At 42.5% G+C, this 25035-nt stretch carries 23 protein-coding genes and 1 riboswitch; of the genes, 8 read left to right on the top strand and 15 right to left on the bottom strand.

All coding sequences use genetic code 11. The annotated features are described in order from the left end of the window. Positions 1–12 precede the first annotated feature (12 nt). From ABE28_RS02395 to ABE28_RS02380, 4 genes are all read right to left on the bottom strand, one after another. Positions 13–1215 carry an MFS transporter gene (locus ABE28_RS02395; protein WP_064462368.1) on the bottom strand — a complete coding sequence of 401 codons (1203 nt, stop codon included), beginning with the start codon at positions 1213–1215 and terminating at the stop codon, positions 13–15. A 25-nt stretch (positions 1216–1240) separates the two neighbouring features. Then, positions 1241–1822 (bottom strand): TetR/AcrR family transcriptional regulator, encoded by a 582-nt coding sequence (locus ABE28_RS02390; protein WP_064462366.1) that lies wholly within the window; start codon positions 1820–1822, stop codon positions 1241–1243. Between the two features lie 221 nt (positions 1823–2043). After that, complete coding sequence (locus tag ABE28_RS02385) at positions 2044–3828, bottom strand: ABC transporter ATP-binding protein (protein WP_257390683.1); 1785 nt, start codon at positions 3826–3828, stop codon at positions 2044–2046. Beyond that, positions 3803–5551: an ABC transporter ATP-binding protein gene (locus tag ABE28_RS02380; RefSeq protein ID WP_064462362.1), complete on the bottom strand. Its 1749-nt coding sequence runs from the start codon at positions 5549–5551 to the stop codon at positions 3803–3805. Before ABE28_RS02380 ends, ABE28_RS02385 begins: the two co-directional genes overlap by 26 nt. 460 nt (positions 5552–6011) lie before the next feature. On the opposite strand from ABE28_RS02380, the gene ABE28_RS02375 reads away from it, so the two are divergent. After that, on the top strand, positions 6012–6572 hold the full coding sequence (locus ABE28_RS02375) for a nitroreductase family protein (protein WP_064462360.1): 561 nt from the start codon (positions 6012–6014) through the stop codon (positions 6570–6572). 77 nt (positions 6573–6649) lie between these two features. Here ABE28_RS02375 and ABE28_RS02370 read toward each other — a convergent pair whose 3' ends face one another. From ABE28_RS02370 to queF, 7 genes are all read right to left on the bottom strand, one after another. Next, the gene (locus tag ABE28_RS02370; RefSeq protein ID WP_064462359.1) at positions 6650–7798 is read right to left on the bottom strand and encodes an ABC transporter permease; all 1149 of its coding nucleotides are present in this window, start codon (positions 7796–7798) and stop codon (positions 6650–6652) included. After that, positions 7795–8988, bottom strand: coding sequence for an ABC transporter permease (locus ABE28_RS02365; protein WP_064462357.1), 1194 nt, complete (start codon positions 8986–8988; stop codon positions 7795–7797). The genes ABE28_RS02370 and ABE28_RS02365 overlap by 4 nt, the downstream gene beginning before the upstream one ends. A gap of 12 nt (positions 8989–9000) precedes the next feature. Further along, the gene (locus ABE28_RS02360; protein WP_064462355.1) at positions 9001–9936 is read right to left on the bottom strand and encodes an ABC transporter ATP-binding protein; all 936 of its coding nucleotides are present in this window, start codon (positions 9934–9936) and stop codon (positions 9001–9003) included. 141 nt (positions 9937–10077) lie between these two features. Further along, on the bottom strand, positions 10078–10737 hold the full coding sequence (locus ABE28_RS02355; RefSeq protein WP_064462353.1) for a response regulator: 660 nt from the start codon (positions 10735–10737) through the stop codon (positions 10078–10080). Further along, complete coding sequence (locus ABE28_RS02350; RefSeq protein WP_083231916.1) at positions 10734–11927, bottom strand: sensor histidine kinase; 1194 nt, start codon at positions 11925–11927, stop codon at positions 10734–10736. Before ABE28_RS02350 ends, ABE28_RS02355 begins: the two co-directional genes overlap by 4 nt. A 315-nt stretch (positions 11928–12242) precedes the next feature. Continuing rightward, a complete protein-coding gene (locus ABE28_RS02345) occupies positions 12243–13589 on the bottom strand; it encodes an aspartate kinase (RefSeq protein WP_064462350.1) in 1347 nt (448 codons plus the stop codon). Between the two features lie 559 nt (positions 13590–14148). Beyond that, positions 14149–14646, bottom strand: coding sequence for a preQ(1) synthase (gene queF, locus ABE28_RS02340; RefSeq protein WP_064462349.1), 498 nt, complete (start codon positions 14644–14646; stop codon positions 14149–14151). Between the two features lie 107 nt (positions 14647–14753). Beyond that, positions 14754–14799, bottom strand: a riboswitch (PreQ1 riboswitch). A gap of 129 nt (positions 14800–14928) precedes the next feature. Between queF and ABE28_RS02335 the strand changes: the two genes are divergently transcribed. The 6 genes from ABE28_RS02335 (at position 14929) to qoxD (ending at position 20473) form a co-directional block, all read left to right on the top strand. Beyond that, complete coding sequence (locus tag ABE28_RS02335) at positions 14929–15786, top strand: DMT family transporter (protein ID WP_257390682.1); 858 nt, start codon at positions 14929–14931, stop codon at positions 15784–15786. A 261-nt stretch (positions 15787–16047) separates the two neighbouring features. Beyond that, a complete protein-coding gene (locus tag ABE28_RS24815) occupies positions 16048–16182 on the top strand; it encodes a BA3454 family stress response protein (RefSeq protein ID WP_156775665.1) in 135 nt (44 codons plus the stop codon). 472 nt (positions 16183–16654) lie between these two features. Continuing rightward, a complete protein-coding gene (gene qoxA, locus ABE28_RS02330) occupies positions 16655–17581 on the top strand; it encodes a cytochrome aa3 quinol oxidase subunit II (RefSeq protein WP_064462345.1) in 927 nt (308 codons plus the stop codon). Between the two features lie 57 nt (positions 17582–17638). Beyond that, positions 17639–19588: a cytochrome aa3 quinol oxidase subunit I gene (gene qoxB, locus ABE28_RS02325; RefSeq protein ID WP_064462343.1), complete on the top strand. Its 1950-nt coding sequence runs from the start codon at positions 17639–17641 to the stop codon at positions 19586–19588. After that, entirely contained in the window at positions 19585–20181 is a 597-nt protein-coding gene (gene qoxC / locus ABE28_RS02320; protein WP_064462341.1) for a cytochrome aa3 quinol oxidase subunit III, read from the top strand. Before qoxB ends, qoxC begins: the two co-directional genes overlap by 4 nt. A 7-nt stretch (positions 20182–20188) precedes the next feature. Further along, entirely contained in the window at positions 20189–20473 is a 285-nt protein-coding gene (gene qoxD, locus ABE28_RS02315; RefSeq protein WP_064462407.1) for a cytochrome aa3 quinol oxidase subunit IV, read from the top strand. A 19-nt stretch (positions 20474–20492) separates the two neighbouring features. Here the strand turns inward: qoxD and ABE28_RS02310 are convergent, their stop codons facing one another. The 3 genes from ABE28_RS02310 to ABE28_RS02300 all read right to left on the bottom strand — a co-directional run bounded on the left by ABE28_RS02310 (position 20493) and on the right by ABE28_RS02300 (position 23147). Continuing rightward, positions 20493–20798 carry a hypothetical protein gene (locus tag ABE28_RS02310; protein ID WP_061140594.1) on the bottom strand — a complete coding sequence of 102 codons (306 nt, stop codon included), beginning with the start codon at positions 20796–20798 and terminating at the stop codon, positions 20493–20495. A gap of 270 nt (positions 20799–21068) precedes the next feature. After that, positions 21069–22298, bottom strand: a complete 1230-nt coding sequence (locus ABE28_RS02305) for a S1C family serine protease (protein ID WP_156775664.1) — start codon at positions 22296–22298, stop codon at positions 21069–21071. A 162-nt stretch (positions 22299–22460) separates the two neighbouring features. Then, positions 22461–23147, bottom strand: a complete 687-nt coding sequence (locus tag ABE28_RS02300; RefSeq protein ID WP_064462337.1) for a hypothetical protein — start codon at positions 23145–23147, stop codon at positions 22461–22463. A 166-nt stretch (positions 23148–23313) separates the two neighbouring features. Between ABE28_RS02300 and ABE28_RS02295 the strand changes: the two genes are divergently transcribed. Further along, entirely contained in the window at positions 23314–23670 is a 357-nt protein-coding gene (locus ABE28_RS02295; protein ID WP_064462335.1) for a hypothetical protein, read from the top strand. 363 nt (positions 23671–24033) lie between these two features. Here the strand turns inward: ABE28_RS02295 and ABE28_RS02290 are convergent, their stop codons facing one another. Continuing rightward, the gene (locus tag ABE28_RS02290) at positions 24034–25035 is read right to left on the bottom strand and encodes an ABC transporter permease (protein ID WP_064462333.1); all 1002 of its coding nucleotides are present in this window, start codon (positions 25033–25035) and stop codon (positions 24034–24036) included.

Genomic DNA, 25035 nt, shown 5'->3' with positions numbered 1-25035 from the left:
TGGAAAAACGAATTATTGCGCCAAGCTTTCCGCCAAGCGGTTTTCCTTCCAGATGACTGTAATCCCAAGGCCAATGACCATAATGACCGCAGCAAAAAGATAGGGATAGTTAATGTTTATGTCAAAAAGCATTCCGCCCATCGCCGGTCCGACAATGTTCCCTAAGCTTGTGTAGGTTGAGTTCATGCCCGCAACGAATCCTTGCTCTTTCCCGCCCGCTTTTGATAAAAATGTCGTCAATGCCGGACGAAGCAAATCAAATGCCAGGAAGACGAAGCACGTCACCACCAAAACGGCCATATAACTGGAGATTAAAGTCGAGGCCACTGCGAATATCGCACCGACGATTAAACATAATTGGATAAGTTTCTTTTCGCCGAGGAAGTCGACCATTTTTCCAAACATGAATACCTGCACAACCACACCGAATATCGAGCTTATTGTAATGATCATTGCAATATCCTTTGGAGTGAAACCGAATTTATGATCAGAAAATAGACTAAAGACAGTTTCATAGGCCGATAATCCAAATGCCAATACAAAGACTAGGATAAAGGCAATAAAGTAAAGTGGTTTAAGCGATTTTTTAAAATCGTCCACAAAGTTCGTTTGCCCTGCATCAGCAGAGACTGCCGCAAGCTGCTCCTTCGTCAGCGGCTCTTTTAAAATAAATATCGATGTAAGGCAGGCCATAAAAGCAATGATGCCCGCCAGGAAGAAAGGCAAACGTATCCCGTATTCCGCCACGAATCCACCAATGCCCGGTCCTATAATAAAACCCAAGCTAATGGCGGCGGAAATATACCCCATCGCTTTTGGACGTTCCTGAACGGATGTAATATCCGCTACATATGCAGTGACACCCGGCATGATGAACGCTGCACTTATCCCTCCCAAGATCCTTGATAGATAAAATACGGATACGTCTGTGCCTAGACCGAAAATAAGCTCCGAGACACCAAAAAGGAGTAAGCCGATAATGATGATTTTCTTTCTGCCATATCGGTCGACCCAACGACCTGCGAACGGGGACATGATAAGCTGTGAAACCGCAAATACGGCCACAAGATACCCCATCGTACTTCCTGATAAATGCATGATATTCATCAAGGAGGGCATGACGGGAATGATGAGCCCGATTCCTAGAAAGGCAATGAATATATTGCTTAGCAGTATGATCAATACCGCCTTTTGTTCTTTAATTGGTTTAACCATATAGTAACACCTCTTTTCATGTAGATCATTTAGGCGATATACCTCTCCAAAACACTGTCCAGGAGGCTGCCACTTTGTCCTTCAGCCGCTTTTCATCATTGCCGTAAACAAGCTCCAGCATAATCGAATCCACAACTCCCAAGAAAGCGAACGTAGGCGTGATCGCTGCCTCTTCAATGATTATCCCGGCATTGATCCAATCCTGAAATTTCCCTTCAAGGATGACCTGCACCTTATCCTCTATATCCATGACTTCTTCTGAAATCGCTTCTTCCAGATGTGCCGGCGGAAAAAAAGACATGCGCAGCCAAAACTTTACATGCTCATTTTTTTGAAAAAGATCGATGCTCAATTGTAAAAATCCGTATAAATCCTTCTCAGGATCTTTTGAATCGACTTTACTGAAATATTGAAGTTTGGACGTTAGCTCCGTCTCTTTCGCATCACGCAAAACATTGAGAAAAAGATCATCCTTCCCTTTGAAATGGGCGTAAATGGATTGCTTTCTCATGCCGACTTCTTCAGCTATTTGTGAAAGAGATGCTCCTTCGTATCCATGAATCGTAAAATACTTCAGGGCAGCTTCTTTAATTTCGTTGCTTTTCAATACTTTCACCTCGAATTTTAACGAACGTTCGTCAGTTATATTAGCAAATTATATACATTTAAGCAAGCAGAAAACGATTAATCCTAAAACCTTTTCTCCCGGCATTTGGAAATTGAATTAGAGAGCACTAGGATAGATCCAAATAAAAAAATCTCATTATTCAAGTTAGTTTTCCACGTACAAAGCAAAAAATGCGCGCCTATCGGCACACATTCCTTACATCATCCTGTCTGAATTTCCTTTATTGAACTGCGGTATAGGTTGTAGTAAAAACCCCTTTGCCGCAGCAGCTCCTCATGTGACCCCTTTTCAATGACCCTTCCCTCATCAAGAACAAGGATCAAGTCACTTTGCTGAATCGTATTCAACCGATGGGCGATGACGAAGCTCGTTCTTCCTTCCATCAAGCGCTGTAATGCTTCCTGGATTTTAAGCTCGGTGATCGTATCTATGCTGCTTGTCGCTTCATCCAAGATCAAAAGGATGGGATCGGCTAAAATGGCCCTCGCAATCGACAAAAGCTGACGCTGCCCCTGACTGATCCCACTGCCATCCTGACTCAGGATGGTCCCGTATCCATCCGGAAGCTTCATGATAAAGGAATGGGCATTGGCAAGCTTGGCTGCCTCCTCCACCTCTTCATCGCCCGCCTCCAAACGGCCATAGCGGATATTTTCACGAATCGTACCTTGAAACAAAAAGGAATCCTGTAAAACGAATCCCATATGCTTTCGGAGACTTGCCCGCGTAACCTGCTGGATATTCTGCCCGTCGATCAAGATCCTGCCGCTGTTCGGCTCGTAAAAACGGGCCAAAAGGTTAATGATCGTCGTCTTACCAGCACCGGTTGGCCCTACAAGCGCGATGGTTTCGCCTTTTTCTGCATGAAAGCTGACATCATGTATCGTTTGGTCATCTTCATTATAGGAAAAGGACACTCCTTCGAAATCAACCTGACCACTGACATCCCGAAGCTCAGAGGCTTGAACCTCATCCACTTCTTCTTCTTTCTCATCCAGAATCGCAAAAACCCGTTCCGCACCAGCAACGGCCGATAGTAGTGTATTGAATTGATTAGCCAGATCATTGAGCGGCCGGGTGAATTGCCTCGAATACTCGGTAAAGATGACAATCACCCCGATGGTGACCGTTCCTATCCCGCTCAACGCCAAAAACCCTCCGACTGCGGCTATTACCGTAAAACTTAAATTGTTCAATAAATTCATCAACTTTGGAATCAACCCCGAATACGATTGGGATAAAAATCCTGCCTTCTTCAAGTTTTCACTCCTGGTGATAAAATCACGAATCACCTTGTCTTCCTGTGAAAAAGCCTTTACGATCCGCTGACCGGAAATCGTTTCTTCTATAAACCCATTCAGTTCCCCCAGATTTTTCTGTTGCTCCTTAAAAAGCTTCCCGGTCCGGTTCGTTATCCATCTCAAGCCGAAGAACATGAGCGGGACGATGATCAAGGTCAACAAAGTTAACAAAGGACTCAAATAAAGCATGACCCCGACTGTCCCGATGAGTGTCAGCACACTAGAAAAAATCTGGATGACAGAGCTATTCAATGTGGAACTGACATTCTCGATATCATTCGTGACCCTACTCATCAATTCCCCGTGCTGACGGCGGTCAAAAAAAGGAATGGACAACTGGTGAAGCTTTTTGAACAATTGGTTTCGCATGACATAGACCGTATCCTGGGCAATGCCGATCATCCAATAATTTTGAAGCCACATCGATAGGGAATAGAATATATAAACACCAAGCAGCCCGAAAAGAAGGCTAAATAGCCCGGCACTTTCCTTTGTGACAATGTAATCATCAATGGCCCTGCCGACCAGAAAGGGGCCAAGCAAGCCTAGTGCCGAGCTTACCAGTACCATGAACAGGACCCAAAGTAGAAGACCTTTATTCGTTGCCAAGTAAGGGATGATCCTTTTTATCGTACTCCATGAGTTGAGCGGTTTAGCCTTATTGGGAGAAATTCTTCGGCTCAATCGCAATCCCCTCCTCCCCAAACTGCGAGTGAACGATTTTCCGATAAAGCTCACTCGTATGAATCAATTCTTCATGTTTCCCTTCAGCAAGCACTTCACCATTTTCCAGCAATAAGATTTTATCCGCCTCCATCGCTGTACTGATTTTTTGAGTAATGATGATTGTCGTGCATGTATAGGATTTTAAAGCGCTAAGCAACTTGCTTTCCGTTTTCAAATCCAACGCACTTGTACTATCGTCTAGAAGGAGAATCTTCGGTTTGCGCACTAAAGCTCTCGCAATCGACAGCCGCTGCTTTTGCCCTCCCGAGAGATTCACTCCTTTTTGCCCTAATAACGTTTCATATTGCTTTGGGAGCTTCATGACCGTCCCATGGACTTGGGCATGCATCGCCGCTTCCTTGACTTCTTCATCCGTGGCCCCTTCTTTTCCCCAAGCGATGTTATTTTTTATCGTTCCTGAAAAAAGTAAGGCTTCCTGTGGCACATAGCCGATCTTTTTCCGCAGCGTATCGAGGGGGAAATCCTTCACATTCTGTTCATCAATAAGGATGGAGCCTCCATCAGCTTCATATAATCTCGGAATCAGCTGGAACAGAGATGTTTTCCCAGACCCCGTCGCTCCCATGATGGCGAGCGAACCCCCGGGATCAATAGAGAAGTTCAAGTGCTTCAATACGGCATTATCAGTACCTGGATAACGGAAGGATACATCAAGGAATTTGATGCCTCCACCCTTGATACCATCACTTCTGATTTCCTTTTTTCCTTCGTAGATATCTATAGGGGTCTCGAAGATTTCCGTTACACGATCGGCCGAGGCCTTCGCTCGGGAGATGACAGTGATCAGCCAGGAAAAAACCGAAAGTGAGGCAGCGATCCTCGTTGCATAGTTAACGATTGCCACTACTTCCCCTACCTGGATATCCCCTGTTGTAATATATCCGCTTCCAAGCCAGAGAATGACCAAGATCGCCCCATTCATGACAAGCATCAACACAGGCATGGTCGTTTCAATTAATCGAAGCGAGGTCATTGTCTTTCTTTTCAGTTCATCATTGGCTCCGTCAAACCGTCCAATCTCATGCTCCTTGCGAAGGAAAGCTTTGATCAAGCGCATGCCTGTAAGGTTTTCCCTCATGACATTATTGACACCATCAAGCTTTTTCTGAACGAGCTTAAACAACTTCGCTGCCCTTTTCATGACCCATACCAGGAAGAAAACAAGAATAGGAATCGATATTACCAGAACGAGTGATAGCTTAAGATCAACCGTCATGGCCATGATCGCACCGCCGATTACGATCAATGGTGCCCGCGCCATGATGCGCAATCCCATAAAGACCGTATTTTGAAGCTGGGTTACATCATTCGTCATTCTTGTAATCAAAGAAGAGGTCGGGATATTATTCAGATTAGCAAAAGAAAACGCCTGTATTTTACTGAATAGACTTTTCCTAACATCATGCCCGAAACTTTGACTTACATGTGATGCAGTAAAGGAATTAACAATCCCACCCAAAAAAGAAAAGATGGAAAGGCCGACCATGATGCCTCCCCATTTAATCACCACCGACAAATCTTTCTGTAAAATGCCATCATCAATTATCTTTGCAATAAATAAAGGTTGTAATAATTCCACACCAAGCTCGACAATCATCAAGAATAAAGCAAGAATGATCAGGAGCCAGTACGGCTTAAGGAATGAGGACAGTTTTTTCATCTATGACACCCTTCGATTCTTCATATGTAGAAAGCATCTTTATCATCTTATTATACATTTTTATACAGATTTATTAAAAGATTTTAACTGATTTAAAGTGTTGTTAGATAATTTGATTTTTTTTAATAAATACTATTGACAAATCAAAGGAAATAAGCGAAAATTCTAATTGATAATGATTTTCAATTTCATTATCGATCTCTGAAATTTGATAAACTTTTACGATATTCCCTTATCGTACCCTGTTGATGTTGTACATAGCTACAATGTCGCCCCGGCTTTCTCTGTGCCTAGAAAAATTATATGCTCATTAGCGAATGCATGTCACTAGAATATTGCCCCCTCTTTATTCAAGTAATTTATTCACGTTGGAAGCATATATTAGGCAGCCGGGGATTTTTTCTTTTTAAAAACATATAAACCTTACATATATATTGATTTTTGAAGGAGAAGGATGAATATGAAATTAGAAGATATCATAAAAGGACGGCGCAGCATTAAGCGTTTCAAGGACATCCCTGTTCCCATTGATACCATTCAGGGATTATTGGAAACGTCTACATGGGCTCCGAACCATAAAATGACCCAACCATGGCGCTTCGTCGTAGTGCATGGGGATAGTCGCCTAAAACTAGCAGAAGCAACCCGCGCATTCATGGCCGGCAAGGAAAAAGATCCAGAAAAGAAAAAGGAAGCTGGACAGCGTGGATTCAATAAACTGAGCGGTGTTCCGATGTTTGTCGCGGTTATCATGGAAGAAAATCCGAACCCGATGGTACGGGAAGAAGATTATGCAGCTACAAGTGCCTTGATCCAGAATTTCAGCCTACTTGCCTGGGAACAAGGCATCGGTATGATATGGGAAACTTATGGCATGATCCATAGCACGGAATTTCGTGATGCTTTAGCGGTGAAACCAGGCGAAAAAATAGTCGGAAGTCTTCACGTTGGCTACCCTGATATGGTTCCCACGCCGAGACCGAGGAAAGAAATCGATCAACTGTTAACCGTTATGGATTAATGAACTGAAGCCTCCAATATTCAATTGGAGGCTTTTTCTTCATTTCGGTGGAATAAATAAAAAGACTTTCGTTCAGATTACTCAAACTTCATTTTTCTCATTCCAACCATTAAAAAAACGAACGCAAATGCCAATAAAATAACAAGAGAATCAACAGGTAAGGTACCATTCGCCGCAATTTCCTTCAGCCCTCTCATCGACCAGGTCTGTGGCAGGAAATCAGCCATTTTCTGCATAAAAGCGGGTTCTATCTCAAGAGGCCAGTAGACGCCGGCAATCATACAGCTGGAAATGATGATGAGGTTACCCGCTGCAGATTGCTGCTCCACCGTTTTGGCAAAACCGGCAATCATGAGTCCCAGTCCTACTATCGCCAGCATCATAGCTGAAACGAGAGTTATTAACGATAATGGATTTCCCCAATTGACGTCAAAAAGGAAGGACGTGGCAACAATCAATGAACCAAATTGTATCCAACCGATTAAGAAAAAGGACAAGAAATACCCAGCCGCTATATCAAACCGTGATGCGGGTGTTGACATCAGCCGGTACCACACACCATTGCTTTTGGCCTCTAATATCGTACTGGTCACACTCACCATGGTTATCATCAGAAACATGATCGAGAAGCCGGAAGCATTGCCGGATACTTCACTTCGTTCATTAGACGCTCCTTTTTCAATGATGACCTTTTTGATTTTCACACCTTCATTGTTTCGATTCTTCGCTATTTTTTCATACATGTCTTGCCAAGGTGCTCCAGTTTGTTCACTCCAGACAACCGCTGCAGTCGATTCTATTTTCAGCTTTGAAAGCTTATTTGATAGAAACCCTGTAACCATTGGATACGTTGTGAATTCAGGTATATGTTGAAATGCGATATCAGGAGCCCGCCCATCATGCAATTCGGCTTCAAATCCTTCCGGGATGAAGATGATTCCCGCCACTTTATTTTTTTCAATTTCCTGAAGCGCTTGTTTGTGCGTTCTCTTTTCTAACTTGAACAAAGAATTATCTTCGTGAATCCCTTTGTATAATGACTTTGATAATACTGTGCCATCGTTGTCCACTAATGCAATGATCGGCTTGTTTTGTCCTCCGTCTCCAAAAAAGGTGCCAAACAAAAGAGTGAAAATAAGAGGCATGGCAAACATGACCAAATAGCTCTGAGGCCTTTTGAATATCCTTTGCATTTCCCATCGGCAAATGTTCCAAATTACCTTCAAACGTATCTCCCCCTTAAACGCCAAGCTCCTATAAGCAATGACAGGCCACCAATCGCCCCTAATACGAACAACGGCAGCAGAAGCCCGCCCCAGCCTACACCTGACATGATGTCAAGGAAACTGGTTAACGCCCAATTATTCGGCACAAAAGCAGCGATGCCCTTAAACCAGTCTGGAAACGAATGAATGGGCAGCATTGAACCCCCAATTATCGCAAAAACCTGGATACCGATCCCGCTGATTAAATCAGCTGTTTTTTCCTGCGTAATATAGGCAGCCAATAACATGGAGAGACCTGCAACCGCCACAGAGTAAGTAAACCCGATAGCAACGACCTCCCAATGATTTTCACCCCAGTTCACCTTCAATAACATTGCAGTGACTATATAAAAAAGCAAAAACTGTATAAAAGCAAAATAAAGAGTGCCTAAAAACTTTCCGAGAACAATATCCCATTTACTTATCGGTGTACTGTTTAAACGTGCAAGGGTCTCCGTATGATGCTCTTGTATGACAGATTTGGCCCCGAGGGTCACATTATAAAGTAAAAACATCGCAAGCATCGCAGCAGCATAATATTGCATCGAAGATACCTGTTTTACACCGATGGATTGCTTGGTGATTTCTATAGGTTCTTCACCGCTGCCCGCTAACGCCTTCATTATATTCTCTGTCGTCTGCCCGGAATTCCCTCGATTTGCTGAACTGCTATGTGCTGTAGCCAAATCTGCCATTACGGCTTGGGAAGCTGTTGAAATCGACTGTACCCTGTCTGTAAAAGCAGTGATGATCGACTCGATGACCGCTGCCTTCAACTGTTTATCTTTATCTGTGAAAAGGACGGCTTCTTCAAGATGGGCACTCCAATCAGCAGGAATCGAGATACCTACCTCTAGATCACCTGCTTTCACCATCTTTTTAAGCTTTTCCTCACTGTCTACAAGTTTTACCGTAATGAATTGCGTCTTCTCCAATACATCGCGTCTTAATAATTCTGCCATTTGATCTTTTTTTGCCACGTACAAACCGACTGACGTTTGCTGAAATTCTTCTTCTCCGCCCATGATATCTTTCAGCGCTGCTCCAAGGATCATCGTTAAAATGATTGGCATGATGAGCATCATCGTAAATCCCCTTTTATCAGTGGCCCGAACCTTAAAGTCCTTCCATGCTATAAAAAAACTTTTCATTTTCTTCCCCTCCTAATCACGCAGTGAGCGCCCTGTTAACTGTAAAAAAAGACTCTCTAAGTTGGGCTCCTTCCTTTCAAAGGACGACACCTTTACATTTGCTTTTACAGCACACGAAATAATATCGGAGACGATATTTGCATGATTATTGCCGACGATTTCTAATGAATTTTTTTCTGCATTAGCGATAACCTTTTCTACACTCGCTATTTGTTCAAGGTCCTTGACCCAATTACCTTCCAGGGAATTAACGTGCAAAGTAATCACCACTCCATCCTTTAACGAACCAAATAACTCTTCTTTCCTTCCAAGCGCGATGATTTTCCCTTCATCAACTATGCATATCCGGTCGCATATATACTCCACTTCCTCCATATAGTGGCTTGTGTAGATCACCGTCATCCCGTCCGCATTCAGCTTTTTTACCGTTTCTAGAATATGATTGCGTGATTGGGGATCAATGCCCACCGTCGGTTCATCCATGATCAATAGTTCCGGCTCATGCATCAAGGCAGCACCGATATTGATCCTTCTTTTCATTCCACCGGAAAACGTCTCGATTTTATGTTTGGCCCTATCCTTCAGTCCGACGATTTCCAGTACCACTTCAGCCATTTTCTTGGCCTTTGCCCTGGTTAGCCCATACATCCTTCCCCAGAAAAGAAGATTATCTATCGCTGACATCGAATGATACAAAGCAATTTCTTGCGGAACAATCCCTATTTTCTTTTTTACATGACGTGGTGACTTTTTCACAGAAAGCCCATCAATAAGGATTTCGCCCTCCTCATAAGGTAACAAACCGCACAACATTGCAATCGTTGTAGACTTTCCAGCTCCGTTTGGACCTAACAAACCGAATGACTCCCCTTTTTCCACTGAAAAAGAAACGCCTCCAACAACGACTTTCTTTCCAAATGATTTTTTAATTCCCCTTACCTCGAGCATCTATTCATTCCTCCTAATTATCCAATTTCTCTTAATCATATGTTTAAGTTAAAAATAATCCATCTGCCTCAGGGTAGAAGTTCAAAAAAAAATGACCTTCAGCTATGCTGAAAGTCATCTATAAATTGAGCGATTGTTCCTTCACTCTGAAAACGTGGTAATCCGATACCGAACGGCAAAGACGGCTGCCTGAGTTCGATCACGCAATTCCAGTTTACTGATTATATTCGAAACATGGTTTTTCACGGTTCCTTCGGTAATTGACAAGGCAGCTGCAATTTCCTTATTACTTTTACCATAGCCAAGATTCCTCAGGACATCATGCTCCCGCTTTGTTAGTTCACGAAGAACAGCAGGCTGAATGTTCACCTTCGTTTCATTATTTCTCTTTAACTCTTGCAGCATGTGAATGGTGACCTCCGGCGGAAGTACCATTCCTCCTGATTGAACGGTCTTGATTGCATTTGAAATCATGTCTGCTGACATATCTTTCAGCAAATACCCACTTGCTCCTTCTTCAAGCGCAGAGAAAATGAGCTCGCTATCCTGGAAAGTCGTCAGCACCAGCACTTTCGTATTTGGAAGCTGAGATGTGATTAACCTAGTACCTTCGACACCATTTATCCCAGGCATCCTGATGTCCATGAGAACAATGTCAGGCTCCCTTTCCAAGGAAATTTCATAGGCTTCCATTCCATTGCTCGCAAGCCCAATCACGTCAAGTTCAGGACGTAAATTCAAAAGCGCGGCTAACCCCTCCCGTATAAGTGATTGATCATCAGCAATCAATACCGTTATCATGACGTCCCTCCTACAACCCATTTTTTTTCGATCAGCGGAAACTCAACAAATATGCGAAATCCCTGGTTCACTGCACTTTCGTATAATAACTCGCCACCCATTTCAAAGATTCGGTCTTTCATGTTTTTTAATCCAAACCCAGGAATGATCACGCTTGTACCTTTACCGTTGTCTTCAATATTAATCAAAACCTTTTCTGGCAAACAATCAAGCTTGATTGCACTCATCGATGCATCACCATGGCGCTTTGCATTCGTTAAACTCTCTTGTATCAGCCGAATGATCGTTAGCTGAAGTGCGCTTGGTATGTTGCTTGGATCACCTCTTAAATCAAGAGTCGACCTCAAGCTTGTTGATTGGTAAAAATCATCAAGTAATCTGCGTACACTTGGTAAAAAGGCTGCTTCCTCTTCCACCTTCAATGCCCGGACGGAAAAACGGACCTCTTCCAACGCCCCCTGAGCCAAATCCCTGCAAACTTTCAGCGTATCCTTCGTTTTAACCAAGTCATATTTGATTAGTTCATCCGCAAGTTCCATTTGGACAAATAAAGCCGTCATCTTATGTCCGACGGTATCATGAATCTCCCGAGCAATTCGATTTCGTTCTCTGATTCTAGCCGCTTCCTCAACTTCTTGCGAGTATGATTGCAGTTGTTGATGGGCCGCTGATAGCTCCTCATGCGCTACATTCAATTGCAGGAATTGTTCACTCATCACGTCTCTAGCTTCAATAAGTTTCCTGATCAAATCACCAACGATAGCTGAAAACGCTACAAACGAGATGCTCGACAAGTTATCAATGATGTCCAGTTTCCCTGATTGAAAATAGGTTGTGCCCATAACCATTAGCCACAGTAAGACTATAATCAGAGAGTATAACTTAAGTTTCTTGAAATCTGAGACAATAATGAACAAGGTAATGGTTACCACGCCAACCATGATCAAATAGAGAGTGGACTTCTGAAACAAAAAACCGAATCCAAAACTAAGTATTCCATCCAGATAGATGATCCGCAGTTTATAAGTAAATGATTCCTTATGAAATATCAAAAAATGATTAAGGATAAAACCTACAGCCGCCACTACGACAAACCATCTAGAAGCATCGGATTCAGGCAACCTCCAGTAATAGAAAAAGCTAATCATCAAGAACATGACTATCCGAAGATTTATTAACCACATACTCATATCGTCCGCCCTCTTTCATTTTCTCTCGCTTAATCATGCCTAAATTATAGCTGAAAATAAAGGACATAAATGAAATATCCCCACTCGCTATGATTATTCGCGATTTATAAATCACATCCCTCTTCTACATGCTCCCTTTTACTAACCGCCATAGTCCTGGGTAGTCAACCTATAAGTCTCCTTCAAGACATCCAAAATCCCGCAGCCAATGACCTAAATTTTCATCTTCCAGACTTCGCCATTTCATTTACGGTAAGAAAGTTTGGCAGCAGTAAAAAGGCCTCTCTTGTTAAAGAGGGCCCTAAATATGAATCATCAAAAAAACTCGTGATACAATGCCTGGATGGCCATCTCTTCACTGTGTTCCTTGACGCCGAACATCATGCTTACCTCCGAAGAACCTTGGTTGATCATTTCGATATTGACCTTGGCATCCGCCAACGCTTTCGAGGCTCTTGCCGTCGTTCCGACATTATGCCGCATACCTTCGCCCACCACCATGATCAACGCCAAGTTATGCTCCACAATCACTTCGTCGGCATGCAGCTCTTGCATGATTCGCGTAATGATTTTTTTCTCGGAATCGCCCTTCATCTGGTCCTGTCTCAGAATCAGTGTCACATCGTCAATTCCCGATGGAATATGCTCATAAGCAACTCCATAATCTTCAAGGATATGCAGCAGCTTTCGGCCAAAGCCGACTTCTCGGTTCATTAAATATTTACTGACATAAATACTGCAAAATCCCTTGTCACTCGCAATTCCAATGACCGGTCCATTCGTATTATCGCGGGTACTCACAATGCGAGTCCCTTGTGCCGCTGGGTTGTTCGTATTTTGAATATGAACGGGTATTCCTGCCCGGAAGGCTGGAATGAGCGCTTCATCATGGAATACCGAGAAACCGGCATAAGAAAGCTCACGCATTTCGCGATAGGTTAATTCCCTGATCCCCTTCGGATTGGGAACCACATTTGGATTAACCGCATAAACGGCATCCACATCGGTAAAATTTTCATACAAGTCGGCTTTGACGCCATTTGCAAGAATCGAGCCCGTTATGTCCGAGCCGCTTCTTGAAAACGTTAAAACATCGCCATCTAACGTATATCCGAAAAACCCTGGAAATACGACGATTCCAGGCACATCATGCAGATTATATAGCCGATCATACGATTCTGGTAGCACCTGGGTAAACCCATCTTCATCCGATACGATCAAGCCAGCCTTGTTCGGATTGATATATTGCGCCTCGACACCGCACCTTTGAAAATAAGCGGCAATCAGCTTCGCATTATTATCCTCGCCACTGGCCTTTAAAGCATCCAAGTAACGCTTTGGCTCGGATTGATCTGCATGCAGCAATGCCTGTAAATTTTCGCGGATCGCAGTGATGACCTCCTCGGATATATCCAGTTCCTTAGCAATGTTTCCATAGCGGGCGACCACATCTTCGATTAAAGGTTCGCCGTTATCCCCGCGCAGCTGCTGTTTTGCAGCTTCAATCAATAAATCCGTCACCTTTATATCATCGGAATTGCGTTTTCCGGGAGCCGAAACGACGACAAACTTCCGCTCCGGATCAGCTGTCACAATTTCGAATACCTTCTTGATTTGTTCACCTGACGCCAGTGAACTTCCGCCAAACTTCGCAACCTTCATCTCGACATCCCCTATTATTATAAAAATTCTGTCAACATTAACTCTCCCTATTATTACGTTTTTCAACGAAACAATCAAGAACAAATTCCTTTAGAGGAGGACAAATGTATTTTCAAAAAGGACAATACGACCATAAAACTGTATGATGACAGGGAAAGGAAAAAACGTTCCATCGCTCTCAATTTTTAAATTTCCGGAGCTTGGATTTCATTCAGCTTTGCTTGAAAAAAGATAGAATACCATTTACCTATAGGTCTGTGTTGCGGTGATTAGACGGTTGCTTCCACTGCAGGCACTCACTTATCCAGAGGGGTACCGGCACCGCTTATTCATTTTCATGTTCGTGTGAATGAGCAAGGATTCTTAGTGAAGGATGACACGCCACAGTTGGTAGCAATTTAGGGAAAAGCAGATAAAATGCGGAGTGAAAAGAAGGATTGGCGGTTATTCGATATGGATGAAAAGCATGAATGCGCAGGCTGCTTAAAGGGGAATCAATACTATTCAAAAGGATTTCGAAAGTAAAATCCTTCGAAACCCTTTTGATATTTCTTCCTTTTTAACGATTATCCACGGTTTCAGGGTATAAGTCATGATTCATCAAGCGGTAATCCGCCATTTCTTCATACTTCGTCCCTGGCCTTCCGTAGTTTGTGTATGGATCGATGGAAATGCCGCCCCGGGGTGTGAACTTGCCCCATACTTCAATATATTTTGGGTCCATCAATTCAATTAGGTCATTCATGATGATGTTCATGCAATCCTCATGGAAATCACCGTGGTTACGGAATGAGAATAAATACAGCTTCAAGGACTTGCTCTCGACCATTTTCACACTTGGAATATAGCTGATGTATATGGTTGCAAAGTCCGGCTGTCCGGTTATCGGGCATAAGCTAGTGAACTCCGGGCAATTGAATTTGACAAAATAATCCCGGTTAGGGTGTTTGTTATCGAACGACTCGAGAATTTCTGGAGCGTAGTCGAATGGATATTTTGTTCCTTGATTCCCAAGCAATGTTATTTCCTTTAATTCTTCTTCTTTTCTTCCAGACATAAAAAGTCCTCCTCTTCCACGCTTGTCGGGGGAGATTCATAAAATGGGCCTCTATATAACAAAAAACCATATCTCTAAAAAGATATGGTTGATTCGCGAAAAATATCAAAGCCATAGTTTTTTTAAGAGGGTGATGCTATGAACCTCTCCCATTATCGGGAAATATATTGAAATAGCCATAGTAAATATAGAAAAAAAAAATCAATCTGTCAATCCAGCTCTCGTAAAATGAGTTTGATTCCTATCCATATTCCGCTTAGAATGGAGAGGAAGATATCCTAATTGAAGGAAGAGAGTATACAAATGTGGATTTTTGCTGCACTCATCACCAGTATATGTTTCGGTATCAATAACAGCATTTTCAAGTGGAGCAGCGGAAAAGGTTACTCCAAGATACATATCCAATTTTTCTTTTACTTTACGGCCTTCATCATGGCACTATTGTATGGCGGGATCGTAGATGGTTTGACCACAAATTGGCTATCCATCTTGCTTGGAGCTGCTATCGGGATCCTTAATGCTAACGGGAATATCCAGATGGGCAGTGCGTTTGAAAAGGGACCGGCAAGCTTGACATCACCGTTGATTGCGGCCAATGCCATCTTCCCCATCCTTTGTGCTGCGATCATTTTTCATGAGCATATTTCTTCGTTGCAGTGGACCGGGATCGCCTGTATGCTCCTTGCTACCCTTGTCATTCAGTATACCCCTAACGCGAAGGGCAATCATCAATATTTCCCCTGGATGATGCATACATCATTTGCAATATTCTCATTCGGTGTACTTGGGATCTTAATGACAACGACCACGCGCCTTCATTTGAACTCACTTGATATCCTGGTATCGATGTATGGCGGCGGAACACTTTATTTGATGGCCGCATCGGGCATGAAGAATGAAAAACTCAAGTTAAACGAAGTGAAAATCGGCTCTCTAGTAGGCTTGTTGAGCATCATTGCTTATGTATGTTATTTCTTCGCTTTAAATACCGGAATTGCCAGCATCATTTTTCCAGTGGTGAGCTTGAACTGTTTAATCGTAGTTTTTGCCGGTTGTTACTTATTCAAGGAAAAACTAAAGTCCTATCAAATTGCAGGGGTTTTGGCAGCCTTGATAGGGATTATCTTAACTAAAATATAAAGAAACGGCCTTGCTTCCATAACACAGCAAGGCCGTTTTCATTTTACCGAGGATGATTTTCCATTTCCTGCACTAAAATTTCACTTTTAATGTCCATGCTATCATTAAAATATTGACAATTTTCACAATATATCAGATAATTATGAATATTAAGCAACATCGTCGTTACGCCGAAATGTTTGATAAATCCTCACCCCCGGGTATACAAGAACCGTACACCCATCCCATTAAACTAAGCATTCAAGAAAGGAAAGATGAATCATGGTAAAAGTTACAGTGAAAGTTGATTATAAAGGGAAATCCTATCAAACGAACGTCCTCACGGATCCTAGTGCAAACCAGGAACAGATTTTACAGCAGGCCCTTCATCAAGTCCAGAAGCAATGGAGTGAATAATAAGAAGCAGGCATCGTTTTCAGATACCTGCTTTTTTTATGTTTTTAGGCTAAATTCCTCAATTTATACGCTTGATGATCCGTTGTCTTTTTATATTAAAAAACAAATAAAACGCTTATCCCCCTCGTCTTATTCATCTCCCTCATATGGAATATTATTCTAATGTAATTTTATTGAAATTTTACCAATTCAAGAACGGTTCTTTTGAGAATAAATTTCATTTAAAAACACCTTTAAAATGTATTAAATTAATAAGCTATTATACTTCTTTTCTTATTATATATCCAACTAATAACCTCATATCCCATTCTTTCACTATCTCTTCATGAACTTTTTGTGACATATGTCACTTTTGATTGTTTTTTTCCATATATGATACTAATATAGAGACGTCAGTTTGTGAACAATGTAACACTCACTCTGAATAACTTGTTATTTAGAATTTCCAATAAAGAAAGAAAGGGGTATCTATATGAAAATGAAATGGGCTTTATTAACTATAATTTTTTCCATCGCGACTGTACTAACTGGTTGCGATAACCCATTAGCTGTGTTGGATCCAAAAGGTCCTGTAGCAGCAAACCAAGCTAATGTGATCATGATTTCAATTTGGACGATGTTGATTATTGTCTTAGTCGTTGTCATTCTCTATGCAATTATGTTATTTAAATACCGCGCTTCCAAGTCAAGCGATGACTATGTACCACCTCACGTGGAAGGAAGTCACGTTCTCGAAGCGATCTGGACAATCATCCCGATCCTTATCGTCATATTCCTTTCAGTTGTCAGTGTTCGCTCGACAAATGAAGTCGAGGCTACACCAAAAGGATATGAAGATCAAGAACCATTAATCATTTATGCTGCATCTTCAAATTGGAAGTGGCATTTCAGTTATCCAGAAGAGGATATCGAAACAGTAAACTACTTGTTCTTACCAACAAACCGACCAATCGAATTTAAGCTTTATTCTTACGGACCGATCTCAAGCTTCTGGATTCCACAGCTAGGCGGACAAAAATATGCGATGAGTGACATGGTGAACACTTTACACTTAGCAGCAGAAACACCTGGTGAGTATATGGGACGAAACGCAAACTTCAGTGGTTCAGGTTTCGCTGAGCATACTTTCAATGTCAAGGCAATGCCTGAAGAAGAATTCACGAAGTGGGTAGATGAAATTCACGGTACCGCTAAGAAATTGACGGAAAGTGAATTTGATAAACTATTGGAACCAGGTCACGTTGGACAATACACATTTAACGGAACACATCTTGACTTCAGACCTGCTCCTGAACATAATCACGGTGCTTCAGGCAATGGTGAATCCGAACACTCCGAACACTCTGATCACGAAGATTCAAAAAAAGCAGATGAAGCAGAAACAGAGCATCAACATTAAGATTTAAAATCACAAGCAGTTATTTAGAATAACTTTTCGAAAGGAGTCACAAAGAGTATGGATTACTTTGATAGATTTGCCGTACCACACAGCTCCCCTATGATTGTCGGTTCACAGATCGCAATCGCGGTTACAGTACTAGCAATACTAGTAGGCGTAACCTATTTTAAAAAGTGGGGCTACCTATGGCGCGAGTGGTTCACAACGGTTGACCATAAACGTATTGGTATCATGTACATTCTCGCTGCACTACTTATGCTTTTCCGTGGTGGAGCCGACGCAATATTGATGCGTGCTCAAACAGCAATACCTGATAATGGATTGTTGGATGGACAGCATTACAATGAGATTTTCACAACACACGGGGTCGTTATGATCCTGTTCATGGCCATGCCATTCATTATCGGTTTAATGAATATCGTCACTCCTCTACAAATTGGAGCTCGTGACGTAGCCTTCCCTCGTTTGAACGCAGTATCTTTCTGGTTGTTCTTTTGGGGAGCGATGTTATTCAACATCTCGTTCGTAGTCGGTGGTTCTCCTGATGCAGGTTGGACAGCTTACTTCCCATTAGCGAGTGTTGAATTCAGTGAATCCGTTGGGATGAACTATTACGCAATTGCGATTCAAATCGCAGGTATCGGTACATTAATGACTGGTATCAACTTTATCGTAACAATATTGAAAATGAGAGCACCTGGTATGACATTGATGAAAATGCCGATGTTCACATGGTCAATTCTTATCACGAACCTTATCATCGTCTTCGCTTTCCCTGTTTTGACAGTGGCACTAGCGTTAATGACAATGGACCGTCTGTTTGGAACCAATTTCTTTACAATGGCTAACGGCGGATCGGATATGCTCTGGGCTAACTTGTTCTGGATTTGGGGACACCCTGAGGTATATATCGTTATCTTGCCTGCCTTCGGTATATACAGTGAGATCATTTCTACATTTGCACGTCGTAACCTTTATGGTTATAAATCAATGGTTGTCTCTATGGTTGCCATTTCCGTTCTATCATTCGTTGTATGGGCTCACCATTTCTTCACGATGGGTCACGGTGCGATGGTTAACGGGATCTTCTCGATTACAACGATGGCGATTGCCGTTCCGACGGGAATCAAGATCTTTAACTGGTTATTCACGCTTTGGAGAGGGAAAATCGAATTTACCGTTCCAATGCTTTACTCATTAGCTTTCATTCCGATCTTCACGATCGGTGGGGTAACGGGAGTCATGCTTGCAATGGCAAGTGCCGATTACCAATACCACAACACCATGTTCTTGGTGGCGCATTTCCACTACGTATTGATTCCGGGTACAGTGTTTGCCGTACTTGCTGGGTTTACGTACTGGTGGCCAAAAATCTTCAACTTCCAATTGAGCGAAAGAATTGGGAAATGGGCTTTCTGGTTCATCGTAGTCGGATTTAACGTAACATTCTTCCCTATGTTCATCACAGGGCTGGATGGTCAAGCACGTCGTATGTACACATATTCAGAAGCAACAGGATATGGTCCATTGAACCTGCTTTCATTCGTCGGTGCACTTGGTTTATTGATTGGTTTCGCATTCCTTGTGTACAACATTTACTGGAGCACTCGTTATGCACCAAGAAATATTACAAGCGATCCTTGGAATGCACGTTCATTGGAGTGGGCTACTCACAGTCCAGTTCCAGAATACAACTTCGCTATCGTACCTGAAGTTGATTCTTCACAAGCATTCTGGGATTCAAAAAATAATGGTCCCGCATTATTCAAAGGCAAGTACAAAGAAATCCACATGCCTAACAACAGCGGCGTTCCGTTCGTACTGGGTATCATCTTCTTCGTATGGGGATTTGCAATGGTATTCAGCATGTGGATCTTCGCTATCATTTCGACACTTGGAATCTTTGCTTGCATGGCCCACCGTTCATTTGAAAAAGATCACGGTCATCACATCTCCGTTGAAGAGATAGAAGAAACAGAAAAAAAATTGCGAGGTGCTAACGCATGAAAATAGATAACTCGCTGCCACTTGAATATAGTACAGAAGAAAATCGATTAAAGATTTTAGGTTTCTGGATTTTCCTTGGAGCTGAAATCGCGCTTTTCGCAACACTTTTTGCAACGTACTTCACACTAGTTAACAGGACTGGAAATGGCCCTATTGGTGGAGATATCTTCGAGGTTACACCAGTACTAATTGAAACGATCCTGCTATTGACTAGTAGTTTCACCATCGGTCTTGGAATCAATGCAATGCGCCATGGCAGCAAGAATGCAATGATGGTATTTTTCATCATCACTCTTGCTCTTGGAGCAGGATTCCTTGGCACTGAGATCTTTGAGTTCAAGCACTATGTTCATATCGGTGCAGGACTGCAAGTAAGTGCGTTCACATCCATTTTGTTGACATTGCTTGGAACGCATGGAGCTCACGTAACGCTCGGTTTATTCTGGGGAACATTCATCGTACTTCAAGTCAAGAAGCGCGGTTTGACACCGGAAACTACGAACAAAGCGTTCATCTACTCTCTATACTGGCATTTCCTAGACGTTGTTTGGATCTTCATTTTCAGCTTCGTCTATCTGAAAGGAATGATGTAATATGAATATGAAACAGCTATTCCCACGTGGACATGTTATGGGATTCATATTCTCCATGGTTCTTACAGCCGTTGCTCTTGGTGTAGTTGTATATGAACTTTCTTTCAAAACGGGTATGATCGTCCTTTTAGTGACTGCATTCATGCAAGCCGGCGTTCAGCTGGTCATGTTCATGCATGCTGGTGAATCCGAGGATAAGAAAGCCATCTACACAAACGTTTACTACGCTCTATTCATTGCATTAGTTACCATATTCGGTACACTGCTTACAATGGTTTGGGGCTACCAATAATAGCTTAAAAAGAAGGGTGTCATATTGACACCCTTCTTCTTTTTGTTTTCGCTTTTGTTTTTATTTTGATGATCTTGGTCGTCTCCGGTTCAACTCTTTCACCCTTATGTGTATTCATCACCATTTCTTCGGTCAGGACAAAAAATATACCAACTAGAAAAATGGCAGCTGCGCTTAATGTGATGGCCATACCAACAGCGGTTAGTATGTAATCTCTATTGTAATCGCTTACAAAAAAACTTAAACAAAAAATGAAAATTCCGATTACACAACCTGTGCCCGATACCCATCTCACTGCATCCAACATCTTCTGATTAGCTTCCATAATTTCATCCCCTTTCTTTCTATTTTATTACAATTCACAAATTTGTCAAATATTTTCTATTTTTCAACATATAAACAGTATAAATTCTTGACAAGCAGATGAAGCCACTGCTTGCCTTTAGGCATTCATGACTAGATGGGAATTTCTGCAAAACAGGAAATATACACTATTATTTTTTCCTGAATCCTCCCATTCTATACACCAACTATCAGGATGGCTCATCTTATCAATAAAGGACCCCTGAATTGCTTCAGGGGCCCCCATCTCTTACTATGACTTTTGCAAAGTAATCGTTACCGTTTTCTCTGCTTTACCACGATACACTTTAACCTTCACTTTATCGCCGATCTTTTTATCGGTATATAAGTATTTCCTCAATTCTGCAGCTGTACTGATTTTCGTTCCGTCAAGTTCCATGATAATATCCTGTTGCTTAAGTCCTCCCTTATCAGCAGCCGAACCTGCTTCTATACTCGTGATCATTACCCCTGTTTTTGCAGCCTCAGGTACATCTTGAAGATAATACTGCGGCAGCTCTTCGATACTGGCCAAGCTGACACCCAAGTATGGGCGCGTGATTTTACCCTTTTCGATCAATTCCGTCACGATCGGGATCACATCATTGCTTGGTATCGCAAATCCCAAGCCTTCCACGCCACTTTCGGATATCTTCAAACTGTTTATACCGATAACCTCACCAGCCGTGTTGATCAATGCCCCTCCGCTATTTCCAGGATTTATCGCAGCATCCGTTTGAATGACATCCAGTGTCCAAGCTCCATCCGATGTATCGACTGATATGGAGCGCCCCGTCGCACTGACGATTCCCTGTGTTACCGAACGTGAAAAATCAAGTCCCAGTGGATTTCCGATGGCCAGCACCTCTTCACCTGGACGCATGCTATCCGAATTTCCAAACTTGATGCCATCCGGTGCCTTCGAAGCATCGATGGTCAAAACCGCCAAATCGGTCAAAGCATCGGCGCCTACAACGGCTGCTGTTGCCTTTTGTCCGTCATACAAGGAAATTTCGACCTCCTTGGCGCCTTCAATGACATGATTGTTCGTAATGATATAGGCCTTTCCATTGTCTTTTTTGTAGATGACCCCTGATCCGGTTCCTGTCTCGACCTTTTCACTTTCCGTGCTTTGTTGCTGGAACGGGTTTTGGTTTTGTGTTTCCTGTAAATTCACGACCCCTACAATCGATTTCGATGCCGACTCAACCATATTTGCCCGATCCTTTGAATCGGTGCTTGCCGACAGCTTTTGCGGAGTGGCGCCACCATCCTTTTCCGTTTGCGTAACACTTGCCGTCTGGGCTGAATCAGCCACTGAATTTTTTTCTTGATCTATGAAATCGCCGCCAAATATAAATACAGAAGATGTAACCACGGAAGCAACCGTGCCGGAAACAAGACTAGTCATCCAAAGCGATTTCCCCTTTTTTCGTTCTTCCTTCACCTGGACTTGCTCATTGCCATTATAATTCTCCATCATAATCCCTCCTAGGAATTCCTTTGATGGATACTATATTAAACGGGGATTATTAAAAAATTCTTAAGAAATCAATCTTTTTCCAAAAAACTTGTAATTCTTTAGCTATATTAATCGAAGGGTGCAATATGAAAGGCGGTATCCGGGCTCCCTGCTCTTGGCTTCTTACATGACTTCAAATACCTCTTTCGTCTCCGCATTCACGCCATACCAGCCCCAAGTCGCCCCGTGACCGCTCCCCTTGCTTTTTTGATCAGCTTCGAAAACCTGGAAAATATAATTTCCCCTTTTATCCTCCCGAGCATATTCGATTTGTAAATGCGGGAATTTTTCCATCTCCACGTATGCTCTTACAAGCTTTTCTGCCTCATGTTCACTCAGCGGTTTGTCCTTCACTGGTTCACCCTGCTTCTCCGGACTGGATTTTAACGAGCCTGAATTGGGGTCATCAGACTCCTCGGCAGTGTTACTTTCAACATTTCCTTCACCTGGTTCAATACTGGCGGATTGAGATACGGAGGTCATCTCCGTTGCCTTTGAAACCAGGAGCTTCCCCTCGCCCGATTTTGCTTTATAGGCGGATGCATCATTAAATTCAACTTGGGCCGACTTAAAATCCTGTTCATCATATTTCTTCATTCCAGCTGCAAGAAAGCCGGAAAGATCCATCAACTCTTTTGCTTTCGACGTTTTCGCTTCTTTATAGGCTAATTCAAATGCCTCGTGTGCCTCTAAATAATTTTCCTCATGCAAATGACTTTTCCCCAAATCCATATTCGAATCGAAATTCCTTGTTACGCATCCGGAAGCAATCATTGTTATCAAGACAATGATCACGAATGAGCTCTTCACCGTATCACTCCCCATTTTTCTAATCTATAAATCTATTTTAAACGATTGATCACGATAAGATTTCTTTATTTTGTAAGATTTTTTTCATGAAAACCTTTTGTTTCATGATTATCTTTTACAAATAGTGGTACATCATAGATAAACGATTGAAAGGATGATCAGCACAATGATGCAAAAAAAACAGACTTATCACGTCGATTTGGTCAGTGGCGATGTACTCGGACAGAAACTCGAAGAAAATCCAAGCTTCACGATACACGCAACGGATGAGGAATTGGCGGAGTTGAAACTATGCTTGGAGGAGCACCACACAAATGATCTGGAGTCATATGCCCGTTCACATGTGCCCTATCTCCTCTATCACCATGACCGAGCAAATGATAAATACGATGCAGCCATGAAAAAACTATATGCCATCATTTATCAATTAGGAGATGAAAATGCCCGCAAGCATATAGAGGAAATCGGCATATTGAAGGATAATAAATTCGAGGGCGATCAGGAAGTGAGGAATTTCAAATAAAACCATCGACAGAACCTGACATCCAATGGGTTCTGTTTTTTATAGTAACACCCCCTACCCATTCGCTCGTGAAATATGAACATCGTTAGAGCGCCCAGCTTTCAAACATCCTTCCTAACTGTATCGACAATTGATCAGACGCTTGTTGGCCGAATTAATTGCTGATTGGGACGAATTATTGCATATTGGGACGAATTAATTGCTGATTGGGTCGAATTATTGCATATTAGGCCGAATTATTGCTTCTATGTCGGATTATAAATCCCACCTTAGATAAAAGTGATGGATATTCTATTATTATGCTGAAATGAATCCGCCCCCTTGTTCACGATCACAAGAGGGCCTGAACCATGATCATTCATTCTACTGTTTTTGTTTGTAGTACGTAATTGCTAGCGCAAGGGCCAGCACTGTTCCTTTGACAATATCCATCGCATAATAAGGCACAGACATCATGATCAGCCCATTTTGAAGGATTCCGATCAGGACGGCTCCTACAAAGGTTCCAAAGGCATTCGGTTTACCTGCCCCCAAAACAGAGGAACCTATGAAGGCTGCAGCAACTGCATCCATTAAATATGGCGACCCTGAATTAATTTCAGACGTCATGACCCTTGAAGCAAGGACAATTCCCCCGATGGCAGCAAATAAAGCGGATAGGAGATAGGCCAGCACCTTATATTTATTGACCGATATCCCGGAGAGTCTCGCCGCTTCCTTATTTCCTCCGATTATGTACATATAACGACCGTGCTTCGTATACGTCAAAAAGATATGCGTGGCCACCACTATGACTGCCATGATCCCGATGATCCATGGCACTTGGCCGATTTTGGCGAAAAGCGGGCTGATAAGCCCTGTCGCGAACGTCCCATCAGGCATGACCATATTTTGCGAAACCGTCGCCCCTTTTGTATAGGTAAGGGCAATGCCCTGAATAATGAACATCGTAGCCAATGTCATCAGCATGTCAGGGATTCTCAATTTAACAATCATGAAAGAATTCAATGCCCCCACGACAAGTGAGGCCCCGATTGCAGCCAATATGGCAATCAAGGTATCCTGTGAAAACCAGACAAACATGGAAATGACGATGGCATTGGCCATTGAAGCGACAGAACCGACGGAAAGGTCGAATCCATCCACCGTTAAAGATATCGTTATGCCGATGGCAATGATCGTCACGATTGAAATCGAACGAAGGATATTAATTAGATTGGTGGTCTGAATGAAAGATGGGTTGGTAGCGGCGAAGACCCCAACTAAAAGGATAATGGTCAGTATCGTGCCGTATTTATAGAAAAATTCGAACAGCTCCAACTTTCGCTTTTTCACATTGGCTGTAACAGGAACGGTTGTGCTCAT

This window comes from Peribacillus muralis (genome assembly GCF_001645685.2).
Lineage (GTDB): Bacteria > Bacillota > Bacilli > Bacillales > DSM-1321 > Peribacillus > Peribacillus muralis_A.
Note: the sequence above shows the minus strand (reverse complement) of the source record. Positions and strands in the feature narration are given on the sequence as shown.